This window comes from Streptomyces sp. GD-15H, assembly GCF_045291515.1.
GTDB lineage: Bacteria > Actinomycetota > Actinomycetes > Streptomycetales > Streptomycetaceae > Streptomyces.
In genome coordinates this window covers 4,008,207-4,026,072 of sequence record NZ_CP149447.1, presented here as the reverse complement: position 1 = coordinate 4,026,072, position 17,866 = coordinate 4,008,207, and the positions used below count along the sequence as shown (strand labels likewise).

Here is a 17,866-nt window from a genome sequence, read left to right as displayed (position 1 = left end):
CGATTGTAGACAGTGTGTCTCGAAAAATGATTGAGTGGGGTTCCTGCCGGAAGCGCGAGACAAGGACCCCGCTGATGAACACGCCCTCGACCTCCTCTTCACGGGACCCGGCCGACGAGCCCGGTATGCCGCTGTGGGTGAAGGTCTCCGGCGGTGTCGTCGTGGTCCTGGTCGTCCTGTTCCTGGCCGTACATCTGGCCGGCGGAGGTATGGGAGGCCACGCCCGGTGATGCCGCCCCGCGTGCGCAGGGCCGCGCTGACCGTCCACGTCTCCGTCTCGGTGGGCTGGTTCGGCGCGGTCGCTGTCTTCCTTGCTCTGGCCGTCACCGGTCTGAGAAGCCGGGACGCTCAGACGGTGCGGGCCGCCTACCTGGCGATGGAACTGACCGGCTGGAACGTCCTCGTCCCGCTGAGCATCGCCTCGCTGCTGACCGGTCTCGTCCAGTCCCTGGGTACCGCCTGGGGGCTGCTACGGCACTACTGGGTCCTGGCGAAACTGCTGATCACGGTGCTGGCGACGCTGGTACTGCTGGTACACATGCAGCCCATCGGCCACATGGCCGACGTGGTGACACGGGCGACGCTGTCCGGCGGCGAACAGGCCGGTCTGCGTATCCAGCTCGTGGTCAACGCGGCAGCCGCGCTGGTCGTCCTGCTCGGCGCCGTGACCCTGTCGATCATCAAGCCCCGCGGGATGACGCGCCACGGCCGGCGCCGGCGCCGCGAGGCGACAGCCCGAGCGGTGGTGCGCGCAGGTCAGTGATAGGCGTGGACGACGGCGTGGCCCTTGCCGCGGCCGATCATCCACTTGTTGACCGGCGTGGTGATCACGAAAGCCACGACGAAGCCGCCGAGCAGCGCGGACCAGAACAGCCCGTCCGACAGGTGTGCCTCCATCGCTCCCGGCGTCAGCGCGATGATGGCGTTGTCGACCAGTTCCATCACCGCGATGGAGACGGTGTCGGCGGCCAGCGCGACCTTGACCGCGGCCTTCAGGGACAGTCCGGCGCGTATCACCGCGAAGAGCGTGAAGGAGTAGCCGAAGACGAAGGCCAGGGCGATGGCGAGGGCCATGGTCGGCACGTTGTCCCACAGCAGGGCGGTGCCGATGACCATGCCGAGGACCTCACCGATGACGCACCCGGTCAGGCAGTGCAGCGTCGCCTTCACCGCCGTCGGCCAGGACGCGGCGTTCGCGTGGCCGCTGGGGTGCTGCCCGCGTTCTGCGCGTTCTCCGCGTTCTCCGCGTGAGGTACCGGAGTAGTGCGTGCCGTGGTCCATGACCTTCATCCCCCTTCGTGTCCCACGAGGACCCTGGCGGCTCCCATACTCCCAGCGTATACCCCTCAGGGGTACCTGGGCTCGGCCGGCCGGCCGCCGCGTGACGGCTCGCACCGGGGCTGATCACCCCCACCGCCCTCACCGTCACCGCCGTCACCTCGCCGACCGTCAGACGCGGTCACTTGGACGGCTCGGGGGTGTCGCGGTGGAAGCCGTACGGCGCCCGGATCCGTACCACGGGAGCGTGTGGCCCCCACACGTCCACGCGTATCAGACGCCGGTCCACAGCGACCGCGACGGGCCCGGCGGGCCCCGGCGCGAAGCGCCGCGCGATCCACAGCGGGACGCCCTCGGACCTGGCCCGGTCCGCGAGGGTGGCCACCTGGCCGGGCCCACCACACCACCGGACCGCCAACTCCCCAGGCCTGTGGGCGAAGTCGGCAGCCTGTCGCACCTTCACCAACGTGGCGGTCCCGGTGACGCGGATCACCGGGACGACCCCGGGCCCCTGCGCAAGCCGCGCCAGCGAGCGCTCCACTCCGCCGCCCCCGAGTCAGCGCCCGCGCTGGAACGCCTCAGCCATGGCGCCGAGGTTCAGCTCACTCAACGGAGTGATGCCTCCGCCCCTCCGCAACCGGTCCCCGGTCAACTGCACGGTCCGCGCCAGCGGATTTCGCGAGCGCTCGCCATGGAGCAGCAGCTGGCTCACCACATCCCCTATGCCGAATGTCTGAATGGCCACCTGTCCCTGCCGGCCCCGGGGACGTGCTACTTGCTGACGGCGAAGCGCATCAGGGCATGCTCGTCACCCTGCTTGATCTTGCCCGTCTCATTGATCACTTCGAGCTTCCACGTGCCGCCGACCCGGATCGCCTTGGCCACGGCGCAGCCGTTGTCCTGGCTGAGCAGGCTCGGCCAGATGTCGGCGACCTGCTGGGAGCTGCCCCCGGTCGCGTCGTAGACCTTGAAGCTGATGTTGCGTGCCTTCTGGAGGGAACTGCCCTTCTTGAAGGCGGCGGCGACGAACACGATCGACGTGATGTGGGGCGGTATCCGGGCGAACTCGACGGTCACCGTCTCGTCGTCGCCGTCCCCGTGCCCGGTCTGGTTGTCGCCGCTGTGCACCAGGGAGCCGTTGCCCATGGGGTCGAGCGAGTCCAGGCCGGCCAGGCGCACCGGGTCCCCGCCCTGCGCGGCGATGGCGATCAGGTCGAGGTCGGTGCCGGTCTTGCGGCGCAGCTTGCCCAGCACCCCGCCACTGCTGCCGGCGGTGGGGTCCCAGGAGACGCCGATGGACAGGTGGGTCACTCCGTCCAGGTCGGCCGGGCCGTCTTCCTTGGTGAGCGTGATCATGCCTGGGTCATCCTTTGTCAAAAGGGACTACACCCAGGCAAAATGTGCCCGACTTCCTGGCGGTCCCCTGCAGCCGGTATCGGTACGTGATGGTCGCGTGGTTGGGGTGCCGCGTCCCGTCGGCCCAGTGCGCTCGCGCGTCGCGTGGGCCCAACACGGTCGCTCACCACGGTAGTCCACCACCCCGCCCACTCGGGCGGTGGATCGCTGCGCCATGGAATTGACCGCGTGCGCCTGCCGGCGAGATGTTCCGTCACCACGCACTGGTGGCGCTCAACGATGCGGACCGCGCTGTGCGTGCCGTACGGGACATTCGTGACGACTCGGCGGCGCTGCTGCGCCGGCACGCCGGCTGTGGCCGAGGAGGTCTACCGGAAGCAGATCAGATCCGGCCCGTGATCCAGACGTCACCGTAGTCCTGGAGGGCATCTTCAAACGCGGTCCGGAGCGGTGGTCACGCAGATAGGCACGCGGACGAAACAGGTGGGGCACCTACTCGAATGAGTAGGTGCCCCACCTGTTGTTTCTCTGTCGGGGTGGCGGGATTTGAACCCACGACCTCTTCGTCCCGAACGAAGCGCGCTGCCAAGCTGCGCCACACCCCGATGTCGCTGCTGTCGCGGCGACGACGTTTACTTTAGCCCACCGGTGGCTGGAGACGAAATCCGGTTTGGATGCTGCGGCGGAGAGGGGCAATCAGCCCAGTGCCGCCGCGATGGGGAGCGCCGTGTACACGGTGTGGGCCGCGACGGTCGCCGACCAGGGGCCCGGTATCGGGGCGGACGTGCGCCCCAGCGGGGGTGAACGTCCTGCTCGGGTCGGGGCGATGCGGGTGGGCTGGATGGGGGTACGGCGGGCACAGCACGTGTGGGGCCGACGGAACCGGTCGGTTCCGTCGGCCCCACACGGGACGCACGCTCCGTTACTCCCGGCCCACCAGCGTCATCAGCGTCGCCTCCGGGGGGCAGGCGAAGCGGACCGGGGTGTACCGGTTGGTACCGCAGCCCGCCGACACGTGGAGATAGGACGTGCGGCCCTGCGAGGTGTGCGTGGACAGGCCCTTCACCCGGTCGGTGTCGAGGTCGCAGTTGGTGACCAGGGCGCCGTAGAAGGGGATGCAGAGCTGGCCGCCGTGGGTGTGGCCGGCCAGGACCAGGGGGTAGCCGTCGGCCGTGAAGGAGTCCAGGACGCGCAGGTACGGGGCGTGGACGACGCCCATCGAGAAGTCCGCCGCGTTCGACGGGCCGCCCGCCACCTCCGTGTAGCGGTCCCGCTTGATGTGCGGGTCGTCCAGGCCGGTCAGCTCGACCGTGACGCCCTCGAGCTTCAGGATGCCCCTGGTGTTCGTCAGGTTCAGCCAGCCCGCGGCGTCGAAGCCGTCCCGCAGGTCCTCCCACGGGTTGTGGATCGCGCCAACGGCCGGGGCGTTGCCGTTCAGGCCGTGCAGGCCCGTGGCCTTCTCGATCAGGTAGCGGGCGGGGTTGCGCGGCTTGGGGCCGTAGTAGTCGTTGGAGCCGAAGACGTACGCGCCCGGGAACTCCATCAGCGGGCCCAGCGCGTCCAGGACCTCCGGTACGCCCTCGGGGTCGGACAGGTTGTCGCCCGTGTTGATCACGAAGTCGGGGCGCAGGCCCGCCAGCGAGCGCAGCCAGTGCTGCTTCTTGCGCTGACCGCTCACCAGGTGGATGTCGGAGACCTGCAGCACGCGCAGGGGGCGCATCCCGGCGGGCAGGACGGGGATCGTCACCCGCCGCAGCCGGAAGGAGCGGGCCTCGAAGCCCGCCGCGTACACCAGCCCGGCGGCGCCGGCCGCCGTGATTCCCAGGGGGATTCCGTATCGCGCGCGCATACGCCCATCGTGTCAGACCCGGGGGCGTGTGTGCCCGGCGGTCCCTTCTCCCCGGTGGTGCGGCAGGGCTTGGGGGCCGTCCGAACGTCCCCCGGAACGACGGGTGTTAAATGTGCGGGCGTCTTTCCGCCTGTTCCTGCGACAATCAGGGCATGACCACGCTCAAGGCGAAGCTGCAGGACGACCTCAACGTTGCGATCAGGGAGCGTGACGAGCTCAGCTCCTCGACGCTCCGGCTGACGCTCACCGCGATCACCAAGGAGGAGGTCGCAGGGAAGGAGAAGCGTCAGCTCTCCGACGACGAGGTGCTCAAGGTGATCACCCGTGAGGCGAAGAAGCGCCGTGAGGCGGCGGACGCCTTCGCGCAGGGTGGGCGTCCCGAGCAGGCCGAGCGGGAGAAGGCGGAGGGCGAGCTGCTGGCGCGGTACCTGCCCCAGCAGATGTCCGACGAGGAGCTGAACGCGATCGTCGCCCAGGCCGTCGAGGAGGCGAAGGCGGCAGGCGCCGAGGGCCCGCGGGCCATGGGGGCGGTCATGAAGATCGTCAACCCCAAGGTGGCCGGGCAGGCCGAGGGCGGCCGGGTGGCCGCCGCGGTGAAGAAGCTGCTCGCCGGCTGACCTGCCGGTCGGTCGGATACGGCGAACAACAGCGGAGGGCCCCTCGCTCCCGTCATGGGAAGGAGGGGCCCTCCGCTGTCGTCGGACCAGGGGGCAGGCCGTCAGCGTCGGCCGCCGGGGCCGTTCCCCGGGCCCTGGATGAAGCCCTCCGGGAGGGAGAAGGTCGGGTCCGGTTCGGCTCCTCCGCCGCCGGTCTGGCCGCCGTTGCCGCCGGTCAGGCCGCCGAAGACACCGCCGTTCTGGCCGCCGTTCCCACGGTTGCCGTCGCCACGGTCGTCACCGTCCTCGCCGTCACGATCACGGTCCTTGTCACGCTTCTCGGGGTCCGGGATGTCGACGAGGTTGAAGGACGGGGCGTCCTTGCCCGTGAGGGCGCCGGTCATCGCGTCCCGCCAGATGGGTCCCGGCACCGAGCCGCCATAGACCTTGGCGTGGTAGGCGCCGCCGACGCTGATGTCGACCATCTTGACCTGCTGGGTGGCGCTGCCGACCCAGACCGCTCCCGACAGGTTCGGCGTGTAGCCGACGAACCAGGCGTTCTTGCGCTCGTCCGTCGTACCCGTCTTGCCGGCGTTGGCGCGGTCCGTGAGACCGGACGCCCGGCCCGTACCGGAGTCGACCACCCCCTGCAGCAGGGTGTTCACCGTGTCCGCGGTCTTCTCGCTCATCGCCCGCGAGCACGTCGACTTCGGTACCTCCAGCGACTTCTGCTGGTCGCCGATCTTCTGGGTGATCGACTCGATGGCGACCGGCGTGCAGTACATGCCCCGGGAGGCGAAGGCGGCGTACGCGGACGCCATCGTCAGCGGGGAGACGCCCCTGGAACCGAGGGAGACGGCGGGGACCTCCGGAAGCTTCTCGCCGTTGCCCTCCACGACGTGCAGGGCGTCCGTCATCTTCACCAACGGGCACAGACCGATGTCGGCGATCATCTGCACGAAGTAGGTGTTGACCGAAAGGGCCATCGCCTCCTTCAGCCGGTACGGACCGACCTCCGACTTGTCCTCGTTGGGGACGGTGGCGCCTTCTTGGTTCATCCAGGGCTTGCCGCTGCAGGTCTGGACGGGGTCGGGGTAGGGCATCTCGTACGGCGACGAGTATTCCTGGGTGGGCGGTCGCCCCTCCTCGAGCGCGGCCGCCGCGACGAAGGGCTTGAACGTCGAACCGGTCGGGAAGCCGTAGTTGGAGCCGCCCATGCTGTGGTCGGCCGAATAGTTGATCTCGGTCTCGTTCTTGCCGTAGCCGTACGGCTTCGACTGGCCCATGCCGAGGATCTTGCCGGTGCCGGGCTCGACCAGGGTGATCGCCGCGGCGACCGAGTCGCTCTTGTTGACGTGGCCCTTGAGCGAGGTATGGACCGACCGCTGTGCCTGCGGGTCGAGGGTGGTCCGGATCGTCAGACCGCCCTGGTTCCAGATCTTGGCCCGGTCCTCCTTCTCCTTCCCGAAAACCGGGTCGCTCAGGAACACCTCACGTACGTAGTCGCAGAAGAAGGCCGCATCGGCGACCGCCGTGATGCAGCCGTTGTTCGGCTTGCTGACCTTCAGCCCCAGCGGTGCCTGCGACGCCTCGGCGGCCTGCTCCTGGGAGATGTCGCCGACCTGGGCCATCCGCGCCAGGACGACATTGCGCCGCTTGGTGGCCTCCGCCTCGTCGTTGACCGGGTCGTACCGGCTCGGGGACTGGACGAGGCCGGCGAGGAGGGCGGACTCCTGGAGGTTGAGGTCCTTGGCGGACTTGGAGAAGTAGCGCCGGGCGGCGGCCTCGACGCCGTAGGCCTGCTGGCCGAAGAACGTGATGTTCAGGTAGTTCTCGAGGATCTTCTTCTTGCCCAGCTCCTCCTCGACCTGGATCGCGAACTTCAGCTCGCGGATCTTGCGGCCGATCGTCTGCTGGGTGGCCTGCGCGACCTTCGTCGGGTCGTCGCCGGCCTCCTCCACGAAGACGTTCTTCACGTACTGCTGCGTCAGGGTGGACGCGCCTTCGGTGACGCCGCCGCTCTGCGCGTTGCGGTTGAGTGCGCGCAGTATGCCCTTCAGGTCGACCGCGCCGTGCTCGTAGAAGCGGGAGTCCTCGATCGCGACGATCGCCTTCTGGACGTACGGCGAGATGTCCTTGAGGTCGACCACCGTGCGGTCGCGCGAGTAGACGGTGGCGATCTGGCCGCCCTTCGCGTCCAGGATGGTGGTGCGCTGGCTCAGCGGGGGCGTCTTGAGGTTGGCGGGGAGCTCGTCGAAACTCTCCACCGAGCCTTTGGCGGCCAGGCCCAGCGCACCCACGGCGGGCAGTGCGATACCGGCCAGGACGGCACCCGCGAGGACACTGACACCGAGGAACTTGGCGGCCTGCTGCGTTGGCGACAGACCACCGCCCGAGCGCTTCTTTGGCATGGGAGCAGCCTACGTTCTCGTTTTCCGGACAGGCGTACAGGCCTTGGCCTAAGCTGCTCACAACTGTCACAGCAGTGAGGTCACGTATCAATACGTCCGGCGACCCCGAATCGTTCCGGATCTTCTCGACTTTCTTTCTCGGGATGTGTGGGGTGCGTGTCCGGATCCGCCTCGTGTGTCACGTGGTGCCCGTTGTGGCGCAACGGAATTGACCCGAAACGCCGGGATGGTCGTGCATGTCGCCAGGTCACTCCCCCGGGTGATCTGCCGCTTACCCATAGTCCGTTCGGGCCATTCAAGATTGGGCCCGCTGGGGGTGTTGCGCTGTGCCCACCTTCCGTAACGTCCTCAACTGGCGGCGGTGAATATGCCGCTGCCGCCGTGGGGGAGCCTCGATTCGGGAGAGGACGGCGCCGGTATGGGCTGGGTTACCGACTGGAGTGCGCAGGCTGCCTGCCGCACTACTGATCCGGATGAACTGTTCGTTCAAGGAGCAGCGCAGAACAGGGCCAAGGCGGTGTGCACCGGATGCCCGGTGCGTACGGAGTGCCTGGCGGACGCGCTCGACAACCGCGTCGAGTTCGGCGTATGGGGAGGCATGACGGAACGTGAACGCCGCGCACTGCTGCGCCGGCGGCCCACCGTGACGTCCTGGCGCCGGCTGCTGGAGACCGCGCGTACGGAGTACGAGCGGGGGACGGGTGTGGTGCCCCTCGACGACGACGAGGTGTACGCGAACTACGCGGCGGTGAGCTGAGGGCTCTCGGGGGGTCCTCGGCGGGGCGTCCCGGGCCGTGTCGGGTCGTCTTGGGACTGCCCGTCTGTCCGTCTGCCCGTTTCCCGGTCTGCCTGTCCTGCCCGCTCGTCTGTTCGTCCGTCAGGCCGTGGCGGCGTGCGTCAGGCGGTGGCCTCGGGCGCCTCGGGCAGCTCCGGCCTGTTGGTCGCGAGCCGGTCGCCGATGTCCCGCAGTCCCGCGAGGTCGTGCACGTCGCCGGGCAGCGCGGCCACTTCCGTCACCGCCACCTCGGGATGGAGCGCGGTGAAGCGGTCACGCGTGCGCTGCTCGCGGGAGAGCAGCCGCATCCGCTCGGCATGCAGTCTCAGCAGGCCCGCGGTGAGCTGGTCGACGGACCGCTCCGCGTCGACCCCGTCGGTGTCGGTGTCGGTGGTGCCGGTGTCTGTGTCCGTGTCGTCCGCGGTGGCGGGGGAGCCTCCGTCGGGGACGTCTGAACTGTCGTATGGATCGGGGGAGTTACGAACTCCAGCTTTCCCGTCCTCCTGATCCACAATGCGGGAGTCCTCAAGATTTTCCGCGGCGGTGAGTGCCCGCTCGGCCGACAGCCGGTCGGCGCCGCTGCCATGGACCCGGTTGAGCACCAGACCAGCCAGCGGCATGTCCTCCGCGGCCAGCCGTTCCACGAAGTACGCGGCCTCGCGCAGCGCGTCCCGCTCCGGGGCCGCGACCACCAGGAACGCCGTCCCGGGCGCCTGGAGCAGTTTGAACGTGGCGTCCGCACGTGTACGGAACCCGCCGAACATGGAGTCCATCGCCGCCACGAACGTCTGTACGTCCCGCAGCAGCTGACCCCCGAGCACCTTCCCCAGGACCCCGGTCATCATGGACATCCCGACGTTCAGGAACTTCATCCCCGCACGGCCGCCGACCTTCGCCGGGGTCAGCAGTACGCGGATGAGCTTGCCGTCGAGGAAGGACCCGAGCCGCTTGGGCGCGTCCAGGAAGTCCAGCGCGGAGCGGGAGGGCGGGGTGTCGACGACGATGAGGTCCCATTCGTCGCGGGCCCGCAGCTGCCCCAGCTTCTCCATCGCCATGTACTCCTGCGTGCCCGCGAAGCCCGCGGAGAGGGACTGGTAGAAGGGGTTGCCGAGGATCGCGGAAGCGCGCTCCGGGTCCGCGTGCGCCTCGACGATCTCGTCGAAGGTGCGCTTCATGTCGAGCATCATGGCGTGCAGTTCGCCGCCGGCGGAGTCGTCGATGCCCTTCACCCGGCGGGGGATGTTGTCGAGTGAGTCGATGCCCATGGACTGGGCGAGCCTGCGGGCGGGGTCGATGGTGAGGACGACCACCTTGCGTCCCCGTTCGGCCGCGCGCAGTCCCAGGGCCGCGGCGGTGGTCGTCTTGCCGACCCCGCCCGAGCCGCAGCACACCACGATCCGGGTGGTCCGGTCCTCGATCAGTGGGTCGATGTCGAGCGTGCGTACGGGGGAGAGGTGGTGGCGGGCCGGGTGGGCCGGATCGTGCGCGCGCGTGTGCGCCGGTTCCGGATGGCGACTCATGACATCCCCTGCTTCCGATACTTCCGACTCGTGACGGGCCTGACGGGGGCGACGGGCGTGACGGGCGCGCTGGGGGCTACGGGCGTGACGGGCGCGCTGGGCGCGCTGGGCGCGGGGAGTCCGGCGGGAAGGCTTCCGCCGGGTACGGGAACGGGCGGGTTTCCGCTGGTCATGACACACCCTGTGCGCGAAGTTCCTCGGCCAGTTCGTACAGGCCCGCCAGGTCCATGCCCTCCGCGAGCAGCGGCAGCTCGTGCAGGGGCAGATCCACCTCGGCCAGCGCGGCGCGCTGCTCGGCCTCCAGCGCGTACCGCTCGGCGTACTCCTCCGCCTGCGTGAGCAAAGGATCCACCAGCCGCTCGGCGTGCCCGCCGCGCCGCGCGCCGCCGAGACCGGCGGACGACAATGCCCACGCGACAGAGGAACGCTCGACCGTCCCCACGAGTTCCAGGTCGGCCGCGTCCAGTACCTCGGGCCGCACCATGTTCACGATGATCCGCCCCACCGGCAACCGGGCCCCCCGCAGCTCGGCGATGCCGTCCACGGTCTCCTGGACCGGCATCTCCTCCAGCAGGGTGACCAGGTGCACCGCCGTCTCCGGCGATTTCAACACCCGCATCACGGCCTGGGCCTGATTGTGGATAGGGCCGATCTTCGCGAGCCCGGCGACCTCGTCGTTGACGTTGAGGAAACGGGTGATGCGCCCGGTCGGCGGGGCGTCCATCACGACGTAGTCGTAGACGAATCGCCCACTCCTGTCCTTGCGCCGCACCGCCTCGCACGCCTTGCCGGTCAGCAGGACGTCCCGCACACCGGGCGCGATGGTGGTCGCGAAGTCGATCGCGCCGAGCTTCTTCAGCGCCCGCCCGGCGCTGCCCAGCTTGTAGAACATCTGGAGGTAGTCCAAAAGGGCCCGCTCGGCGTCGATGGCGAGGGCGTGCACCTCTCCGCCGCCGGGAGCGACGGCGATCTTCCGCTCCTCGTACGGCAGCGCCTCCGTCTCGAAGACCTGCGCGATGCCCTGGCGGCCCTCGACCTCGACGAGAAGCGTCCGCTTCCCCGCCGTGGCCAGGGCCAGCGCGAGGGCCGCGGCCACCGTGGTCTTGCCGGTTCCGCCCTTACCACTGACCACCTGAAGCCTGCTCACGCCTTTGAGCCTAATTCCTCCCCGCGCGCCCCGTCGGATCCGGGGGCGAGTCCCGGGCTTCCCGGCTTCCTGAGGTTCCCGGGTTTCCCGGGCTTCCCGTGCAGGCGGCGGCAGCGGCTAGAGTCGCCGCATGACGAAATGGGAGTACTCCACGGTTCCGCTGCTGGTCCACGCCACGAAGCAGATTCTGGACACCTGGGGCGAGGACGGCTGGGAGCTCGTGCAGGTCGTGCCGGGCCCGAACAACCCCGAGCAGCTGGTCGCCTACCTGAAGCGGGAGAAGCAGGCGTGAGCGCGGTCGAGGCCAAGCTGGCCGAGCTCGGGCTGAGCCTGCCGGAGGTCGTTCCGCCGCTGGCCGCGTACCGTCCGGCCGTGCTGTCGGGGCGGTACGTCTACACCGCCGGCCAGCTTCCCATGGTGAACGGCGAGCTTCCGCTGACCGGCAAGGTCGGTGCCGAGGTCACGGCCGAGGAGGCGAAGGAGCTGGCGCGCACCTGTGCGCTCAACGCCCTCGCCGCCGTGAAGTCCGTCGCCGGTGATCTGGACCGCGTCGTGCGCGTGGTGAAGGTCGTCGGGTTCGTGGCCTCGGCCCCGGACTTCACGGGACAGCCGGGCGTCCTCAACGGTGCGAGCGAGCTGCTGGTCGAGGTCCTCGGCGACAAGGGCGTCCACGCCCGCAGCGCGGTGGGCGTCGCCGTACTGCCCCTCGACGCACCGGTGGAGGTCGAGATCCAGGTGGAGCTGACGGACGCGGGCTGACGGACGCGCGTCGACGGGCGCGGGCAGGCGGGGGCGGTCGGCGTCTGACGGAGGCGGACCGGTACTCGGCGGAGGGCCGCTTCGCCCGTGCCGTCCGCCGGGTCCGCCGCCTCTCCTCGCCGCGTCCCACCGCCGCGCGTTCTCTTGTTCCCTTTCTCCCGCTGGGCACTCGAACATCCGCCCGGCCCGGGATAGCCTCCGGCCATGGTGAATGCGCAGGCTGGTGGGCAGTGGTACCCACCCGAGTGGCCGGTCCGGATCCGCGCGCTCGCGGAAGGCATCCTCACCCCGGTCACGCCCAAGCGGGCGGCCACCGTCATGCTCCTGAGGGACGCGGGCGACGGCTGCGCCGTCCACATGCTGCGCCGAAGAGCCTCCATGGCCTTCGCCGGAGGTGCCTACGCCTACCCCGGCGGGGGCGTCGACCCGCGGGACGACGACCGCCACGTCCGCTGGGCGGGCCCCACGCGCGCGTGGTGGGCGGCCCGGCTCGGCGTCGACGCGACCGACGCCCAGGCGATCGTCTGCGCCGCCGTACGCGAGACGTACGAGGAAGCGGGTGTGCTGCTCGCCGGTCCGACGCCCGACTCCGTGGTCGGTGACACGACGGGCGCGGACTGGGAGGCGGACCGCGCGGCGCTCGTCGCGCGGGAGACGTCCTTCGCGGAGTTCCTCGACCGCCGAGGACTGGTCCTGCGCTCGGACCTGCTCGGCGCCTGGACCCGGTGGATCACGCCGGAGTTCGAGCCCCGCCGCTACGACACCTGGTTCTTCGTCGCCGTGCTGCCCGAGGGGCAGCGCACCCGGAACGCCTCCACGGAGGCCGACCGCACGGTGTGGATCACCCCGCGCGAGGCGGCCGCCGCGTACGACCGGGGTGAGCTGCTGATGATGCCGCCGACGATCGCGACCCTGCGCCAGCTGACGGCGTACCCGGCGGCGGCGCAGGCGCTCGACGCGGCATCCGCGCGGGATCTCACGCCGGTACTGGCCACCGCGCGCCTGGACGACGGCGAGATCGTGCTGTCCTGGCCGGGGCACGACGAGTTCACCAAGCACATCCCGACAGGTGGAGCACCCGCATGACGGACGCGGCAGCCCTTCCCGGCCAACCGCGCGGTGGGGTCCTTTCCGGACCCGCCACCGCGCGCGCGGTCAACGTCCTGGCACCGAACGCCTCGGTCATGACCCTGGACGGCACCAACACCTGGATCCTTTCGGAACCCGACTCCGCGCGTGCGATCGTCGTCGACCCCGGTCCGCTGGACGAGGGGCATCTGCGGAATGTCGTCGGCACGGCCGAGCGGGCCGGCAAGCGGGTCGCCCTCACCCTGCTGACGCACGGTCACCCCGACCACGCCGAGGGAGCCACTCGCTTCGCCGAGCTGACCGGCACGAAGGTACGGGCGCTGGACCCGGAGTTGCGGCTGGGGGACGAAGGCCTCTCCGGCGGGGACGTCGTCAACGTGGGCGGCCTGGAACTGCGGGTCGTCCCCACTCCCGGCCACACCGCCGACTCCCTGTCCTTCCATCTGCCGGCCGACGGGGCCGTCCTCACCGGCGACACCGTTCTGGGACGCGGTACGACCGTCGTGGCCCACCCCGACGGTCGCCTCGGCGACTACCTGGACACCCTGCGCCGCCTGCGCTCGCTCACGGTCGACGACGGCGTCCACACGGTCCTGCCCGGCCACGGCCCCGTACTGGAGGACGCCCAGGGCGCCGTCGAGTACTACCTGGCGCACCGGGCCCACCGCCTCGCCCAGGTGGAGACGGCCGTCGAGAACGGCCATCGCACCCCGTCCGAAGTCGTCGCCCACGTCTACTCCGACGTGGACCGCTCCCTGTGGCCGGCCGCGGAACTGTCGGTCCGGGCGCAACTGGAGTACCTGCGGGACCACGGGCTCATCTAGCGGGACCACGGGCTCGTCCAGCGGGAGCACGCACTCGTCCAGCGGGAGCACGGGCTCATCGAAAAGCCCCGGGGCCCGTCAGGCGCTGAGGCCTGTGAGGCACCGGGGCCGCCGGCACGTGTGCCGGGAATCCCGTCAGCGGGAGCGCTTCGCGAGGCGTTCCACGTCCAGGAGGATCACCGCGCGGGCCTCCAGGCGGAGCCAGCCACGCTGCGCGAAGTCCGCCAGGGCCTTGTTGACCGTCTCGCGGGACGCGCCGACCAGCTGGGCCAGCTCCTCCTGCGTGAGGTCGTGGACGACGTGGATGCCCTCCTCGGACTGCACGCCGAAGCGTCGGGAGAGGTCCAGCAGGGCGCGGGCGACCCGGCCCGGGACGTTGGAGAAGACCAGGTCCGACATCGCGTCGTTGGTCTTGCGCAGTCGGCGCGCGACGGCCCGCAGCAGCGCGGTGGCCACCTCGGGACGGGCGTTCAGCCAGGGCTGGAGGTCGCCGTGGCCCAGGGCGAGCAGCTTGACCTCGGTCAGCGCCGTGGCGGTCGCGGTGCGCGGGCCCGGGTCGAAGAGCGACAGCTCACCGATGAGCTCACCGGGGCCGACGACGGCCAGCATGTTCTCGCGGCCGTCGGGTGAGGTGCGGTGGAGCTTGACCTTGCCCTCGGTGACCACGTAGAGCCGGTCTCCGGGGTCGCCCTCGTGGAACAGGGAGTCGCCCCGTGCGAGAGTCACCTCGCTCAGCGAGGCGCGAAGCTCCGCGGCCTGCTCGTCATCGAGCGCCGCGAAGAGCGGATTCCGCCGCAGAACGTCGTCCACGTGTTCTCTCCTTGTCGACCTGCTCAGGGGGTCTTGTCCCCCACGTACCAGGGGACCGAGGTGCCCATTTTGCCGGACAGTCCAAACAGTGTGATCTGTCACAAGGATGCCGCACTGGCCTGCTCGGGTAAGCGGCAGGGGTCCAATTGGGCGCCGATCGTCAGGGGCCGGGGCGAATGTCGGTGCCGAGTCGTAGGCTGGCCGGGTGTCCAAATCGCCGGTGAGAGCACGGGCCCAGGGGGCCGCACGGGTGGCGGCACCTCATGATTCCGCTGTGGGCGAACAGGGCTCCGACGGCGGCGGGGAAACGGCGAAACCAGCAAAGAAGGCACCGGTGAAGAAGGATTCGACCGCGAGTGCGAGCGTAGCGGCGGCCGAGATGGGATCTGCGCCCGCGAAGAAGGCAGCGCCCGCGAGGAAGGCGGCGTCCGCGAAGAAGGCCGCCGCCGAGCAGTCCGCGGTCGTAGCCAAGCCGCCCAAGGTCGAGTCGCGTACCGCGCTGGTCCGCCGTGCCCGGCGGATCAACCGGGAGCTCGCCGAGGTGTACCCGTACGCCCACCCCGAGCTGGACTTCGAGAACCCCTTCCAACTGGTGGTCGCCACGGTCCTGTCCGCGCAGACCACCGACCTGCGCGTCAACCAGACGACCCCCACCCTTTTCGCGAACTACCCCACCCCCGAGGACCTGGCCGCCGCCAACCCGGAGGAGGTGGAGGAGATCCTCCGCCCCACCGGGTTCTTCCGGGCCAAGACCAAGTCGGTGATAGGGCTTTCGAAGGTACTGACGGAGGAGTTCGGCGGCGAGGTGCCGGGCCGGCTCGAGGATCTCGTCAAACTGCCGGGCGTGGGCCGCAAGACGGCCTTCGTCGTCCTCGGCAATGCCTTCGGCCGCCCGGGAATCACTGTGGACACGCACTTCCAGCGCCTGGTGCGCCGCTGGCGGTGGACCGACGAGACCGACCCCGACAAGATCGAGGCCTTCGTCGGCGGGCTCTTCCCCAAGAGCGACTGGACCGACCTCTCGCACCATGTGATCTGGCACGGCCGCCGCATCTGTCACGCCCGCAAGCCCGCCTGCGGAGCCTGCCCCATCGCCCCGCTCTGCCCGGCGTACGGCGAGGGAGAGACGGACCCGGAGAAGGCGCGGAAGCTGCTGAAGTACGAGAAGGGCGGCTTCCCGGGCCAGCGCCTGAACCCTCCGCAGGCCTACCTCGACGCGGGCGGCCGCCCGGCCCCGCCGCTGGGCGCCGGATGACAGGGCAGACACGGCGGCCGCAGGTGGAACGATCTCCGGTGGAACGTTCCAGGGGCCGCCGGGCGTTGGGGCTGTCGCCGGGAACGGGTGGGCAGGGGGCAGGACGATGGGGGTGGCGATGACGCGGGCGGGCGATATCCGGGGCGGCCGGGCGACACTCAGCCAGGAGGGCCTGCCCACCTGGCTGGACCCGGTGGTGCGGGCCGTGGAGACGGTCGCGCCGGGACAGCTGAGCCGCTTCCTGCCGCCGGCGAACGGCGCGGGGCGCCAGTCCGCGGTTTTGGTCCTGTTCGGCGAAGGCGCGTACGGCCCGGAGCTGCTGCTCATGGAACGGTCGACCGCGCTGCGCTCGCATGCCGGCCAGCCGGCCTTCCCCGGCGGTGCCCTCGACCCCGAGGACGGCGACCCGCTGGCCGACGGGCCGCTGTGGGCCGCGCTGCGCGAGGCCGAGGAGGAGACCGGGCTCGATCCGGCCGGTGTCCAGCTCTTCGGCGTCCTGCCGAAGCTCTACATCCCCGTCAGCGGCTTCGTCGTCACTCCGGTGCTGGGCTGGTGGCGGGTGCCCAGTCCGGTCGGCGTCGTGGATCCCAACGAGACCGCCCGGGTCTTCACGGTTCCCGTGGCGGATCTCACCAATCCGGACAACCGGGCGACCGCGGTCCATCCCAGCGGCCACCAAGGCCCGGCGTTCCTGGTCGAATCGGCTCTTGTCTGGGGTTTTACGGCCGGGGTCATCGACCGGCTGCTCCACTACGCGGGGTGGGAGCGCCCCTGGGACCGGGACAAGCGGGTCCCGCTGGACCAGAGGTCATGACAGGGTGGGCGCCGTGCCGTGCGGTCCGGGGGCTGGTGACGACGGCGGTTCGTGCCGTACGCCCCCGGACTCCGGCCGAGTGGGAGCGACCGGAGTGACGAGGCGAGGCTGGAAGCAGTGAACGTGCTGGACATCCTGTTGCTGGTCGCCGCCGTCTGGTTCGCGGTCGTCGGCTACCGCCAGGGGTTCGTCGTCGGCATCCTGTCGGTGATCGGGTTCCTGGGCGGCGGTCTCGTCGCCGTCTACGTGCTCCCCGTCATCTGGGACGTCATGACGGACAACGCCGAGGTCGGCACGACCGCGGCCGTCGCCGCGGTCGTCGTCGTCATAGTCTGCGCCTCCGTCGGCCAGGCGCTGACCACCCACCTCGGCAACAAGCTGCGCCGCTACATCACCTGGTCCCCGGCCCGAGCGCTCGACGCGACCGGCGGCGCCCTGGTCAATGTCGTCGCCATGCTCCTGGTCGCCTGGCTGATCGGCTCCGCCCTCGCCGGTACGACACTGCCGACGCTCAGCAAGGAGGTCCGCGGTTCCAAGGTCCTGCTCGGTGTCTCCCGCGCGCTGCCCGACCAGGCCGACACCTGGTTCGCCGACTTCTCCTCCGTCCTCGCGCAGAACGGCTTCCCGCAGGTCTTCAGCCCGTTCGCGAACGAGCCGATCACCGACGTCCAGCCCCCCGACCCCGCCCTGGTCGGCAGCCCCGTGGCCGCCCGCGCCCAGCGGTCCATCGTCAAGGTCATGGGCACCGCCCCGCAGTGCGGCAAGGTCCTGGAGGGCACCGGCTTCGTGTTCTCCGAGCGCCGGGTCATGACCAACGCGCATGTCGTGGGCGGCGTCGACGAACCGACCGTGCAGATAGGCGGCGAGGGCAGGAAGTACGACGCGACGGTCGTCCTCTACGACTGGAAGCGGGACATCGCGGTCCTCGACGTCCCGGACCTGAAGGCGCCGGCGCTGCGGTTCACGACCGAGGAAGCGAGCAGCGGTGACGACGCGATCGTCGCCGGCTTTCCGGAGAACGGCGCGTACGACGTCAGGTCCGCGCGGGTCCGCGGGCGGATCACGGCCAACGGCCCGGACATCTATCACCGGAGCACGGTCCGCCGTGACGTCTACTCCCTGTACGCGACGGTCCGTCAGGGCAACTCCGGCGGTCCGCTGCTCACACCCGAGGGTCAGGTCTACGGCGTGGTGTTCGCCAAGTCCCTCGACGACGCCGAGACGGGGTACGCGCTCACCGTGGACGAGATCCAGGACGACATCGCCAAGGGCCGTGCCGCGAACCAGCAGGTGGACAGCGACAGCTGCGCGCTCTGAGCGGCGCGAGGTCCACGGCGGCGGCGAGAGCCGCCTACGACGTGACGCGCGACGCGGGAACGCGGC

20 protein-coding genes and 1 tRNA gene are annotated in these 17,866 nt (G+C 70.3%); 11 read left to right on the top strand and 10 right to left on the bottom strand.

Translation table 11 applies throughout. The features are described from left to right. Positions 1 to 74: 74 nt before the first annotated feature. Both WJ438_RS18795 and WJ438_RS18790 read left to right on the top strand, forming a co-directional pair. Positions 75 to 230: a hypothetical protein gene (locus WJ438_RS18795; protein WP_406726280.1), complete on the top strand. Its 156-nt coding sequence runs from the start codon at positions 75 to 77 to the stop codon at positions 228 to 230. After that, positions 230 to 763: a hypothetical protein gene (locus WJ438_RS18790; protein WP_406729733.1), complete on the top strand. Its 534-nt coding sequence runs from the start codon at positions 230 to 232 to the stop codon at positions 761 to 763. Before WJ438_RS18795 ends, WJ438_RS18790 begins: the two co-directional genes overlap by 1 nt. On the opposite strand, the gene WJ438_RS18785 is transcribed toward WJ438_RS18790, so the two are convergent. The 6 genes from WJ438_RS18785 to WJ438_RS18760 form a co-directional block, all read right to left on the bottom strand. Continuing rightward, positions 757 to 1,281, bottom strand: a complete 525-nt coding sequence (locus WJ438_RS18785; protein ID WP_406726279.1) for a DUF4396 domain-containing protein — start codon at positions 1,279 to 1,281, stop codon at positions 757 to 759. The two genes, WJ438_RS18790 and WJ438_RS18785, sit on opposite strands and share 7 nt — an antisense overlap. A 178-nt stretch (positions 1,282 to 1,459) precedes the next feature. Further along, on the bottom strand, positions 1,460 to 1,663 hold the full coding sequence (locus WJ438_RS18780) for a hypothetical protein (RefSeq protein ID WP_406726278.1): 204 nt from the start codon (positions 1,661 to 1,663) through the stop codon (positions 1,460 to 1,462). A 171-nt stretch (positions 1,664 to 1,834) separates the two neighbouring features. Next, entirely contained in the window at positions 1,835 to 2,023 is a 189-nt protein-coding gene (locus WJ438_RS18775) for a hypothetical protein (RefSeq protein ID WP_406726277.1), read from the bottom strand. A 26-nt stretch (positions 2,024 to 2,049) separates the two neighbouring features. Continuing rightward, positions 2,050 to 2,634 carry a TerD family protein gene (locus tag WJ438_RS18770; RefSeq protein WP_406726276.1) on the bottom strand — a complete coding sequence of 195 codons (585 nt, stop codon included), beginning with the start codon at positions 2,632 to 2,634 and terminating at the stop codon, positions 2,050 to 2,052. 531 nt (positions 2,635 to 3,165) lie between these two features. Next, positions 3,166 to 3,239, bottom strand: a tRNA-Pro gene (locus WJ438_RS18765). A 317-nt stretch (positions 3,240 to 3,556) separates the two neighbouring features. After that, positions 3,557 to 4,483, bottom strand: coding sequence for a metallophosphoesterase (locus WJ438_RS18760; protein ID WP_406726275.1), 927 nt, complete (start codon positions 4,481 to 4,483; stop codon positions 3,557 to 3,559). Between the two features lie 152 nt (positions 4,484 to 4,635). Between WJ438_RS18760 and WJ438_RS18755 the strand changes: the two genes are divergently transcribed. After that, positions 4,636 to 5,100 carry a GatB/YqeY domain-containing protein gene (locus WJ438_RS18755; protein WP_406726274.1) on the top strand — a complete coding sequence of 155 codons (465 nt, stop codon included), beginning with the start codon at positions 4,636 to 4,638 and terminating at the stop codon, positions 5,098 to 5,100. 101 nt (positions 5,101 to 5,201) lie between these two features. On the opposite strand, the gene WJ438_RS18750 is transcribed toward WJ438_RS18755, so the two are convergent. Continuing rightward, the gene (locus WJ438_RS18750) at positions 5,202 to 7,490 is read right to left on the bottom strand and encodes a transglycosylase domain-containing protein (RefSeq protein ID WP_406726273.1); all 2,289 of its coding nucleotides are present in this window, start codon (positions 7,488 to 7,490) and stop codon (positions 5,202 to 5,204) included. Positions 7,491 to 7,908: 418 nt separating this feature from the next. Between WJ438_RS18750 and wblA the strand changes: the two genes are divergently transcribed. Beyond that, on the top strand, positions 7,909 to 8,247 hold the full coding sequence (gene wblA / locus WJ438_RS18745) for a transcriptional regulator WblA (protein ID WP_181383401.1): 339 nt from the start codon (positions 7,909 to 7,911) through the stop codon (positions 8,245 to 8,247). A gap of 140 nt (positions 8,248 to 8,387) precedes the next feature. Here wblA and WJ438_RS18740 read toward each other — a convergent pair whose 3' ends face one another. Continuing rightward, a complete protein-coding gene (locus WJ438_RS18740; protein WP_406726272.1) occupies positions 8,388 to 9,785 on the bottom strand; it encodes an ArsA family ATPase in 1,398 nt (465 codons plus the stop codon). A gap of 169 nt (positions 9,786 to 9,954) precedes the next feature. Beyond that, the gene (locus WJ438_RS18735; protein ID WP_406726271.1) at positions 9,955 to 10,932 is read right to left on the bottom strand and encodes an ArsA-related P-loop ATPase; all 978 of its coding nucleotides are present in this window, start codon (positions 10,930 to 10,932) and stop codon (positions 9,955 to 9,957) included. Between the two features lie 130 nt (positions 10,933 to 11,062). On the opposite strand from WJ438_RS18735, the gene WJ438_RS18730 reads away from it, so the two are divergent. From WJ438_RS18730 to WJ438_RS18715, 4 genes are all read left to right on the top strand, one after another. After that, the gene (locus WJ438_RS18730) at positions 11,063 to 11,224 is read left to right on the top strand and encodes a DUF4177 domain-containing protein (protein WP_019355547.1); all 162 of its coding nucleotides are present in this window, start codon (positions 11,063 to 11,065) and stop codon (positions 11,222 to 11,224) included. Further along, the gene (locus tag WJ438_RS18725; protein WP_406726270.1) at positions 11,221 to 11,691 is read left to right on the top strand and encodes a RidA family protein; all 471 of its coding nucleotides are present in this window, start codon (positions 11,221 to 11,223) and stop codon (positions 11,689 to 11,691) included. The genes WJ438_RS18730 and WJ438_RS18725 overlap by 4 nt, the downstream gene beginning before the upstream one ends. A gap of 204 nt (positions 11,692 to 11,895) precedes the next feature. Further along, entirely contained in the window at positions 11,896 to 12,777 is an 882-nt protein-coding gene (locus tag WJ438_RS18720; RefSeq protein ID WP_406726269.1) for an NUDIX hydrolase, read from the top strand. After that, entirely contained in the window at positions 12,774 to 13,604 is an 831-nt protein-coding gene (locus WJ438_RS18715; protein WP_406726268.1) for an MBL fold metallo-hydrolase, read from the top strand. Before WJ438_RS18720 ends, WJ438_RS18715 begins: the two co-directional genes overlap by 4 nt. Positions 13,605 to 13,739: 135 nt before the next feature. On the opposite strand, the gene WJ438_RS18710 is transcribed toward WJ438_RS18715, so the two are convergent. Beyond that, positions 13,740 to 14,414 carry a Crp/Fnr family transcriptional regulator gene (locus tag WJ438_RS18710; RefSeq protein ID WP_406726267.1) on the bottom strand — a complete coding sequence of 225 codons (675 nt, stop codon included), beginning with the start codon at positions 14,412 to 14,414 and terminating at the stop codon, positions 13,740 to 13,742. Between the two features lie 379 nt (positions 14,415 to 14,793). Between WJ438_RS18710 and nth the strand changes: the two genes are divergently transcribed. The 3 genes from nth (at position 14,794) to WJ438_RS18695 (ending at position 17,800) form a co-directional block, all read left to right on the top strand. Further along, a complete protein-coding gene (gene nth, locus WJ438_RS18705; protein ID WP_406729732.1) occupies positions 14,794 to 15,669 on the top strand; it encodes an endonuclease III in 876 nt (291 codons plus the stop codon). 118 nt (positions 15,670 to 15,787) lie between these two features. Then, on the top strand, positions 15,788 to 16,483 hold the full coding sequence (locus WJ438_RS18700) for an NUDIX hydrolase (RefSeq protein WP_406729731.1): 696 nt from the start codon (positions 15,788 to 15,790) through the stop codon (positions 16,481 to 16,483). A gap of 117 nt (positions 16,484 to 16,600) precedes the next feature. After that, positions 16,601 to 17,800, top strand: a complete 1,200-nt coding sequence (locus WJ438_RS18695; RefSeq protein WP_406726266.1) for a MarP family serine protease — start codon at positions 16,601 to 16,603, stop codon at positions 17,798 to 17,800. Positions 17,801 to 17,866 lie beyond the last annotated feature (66 nt).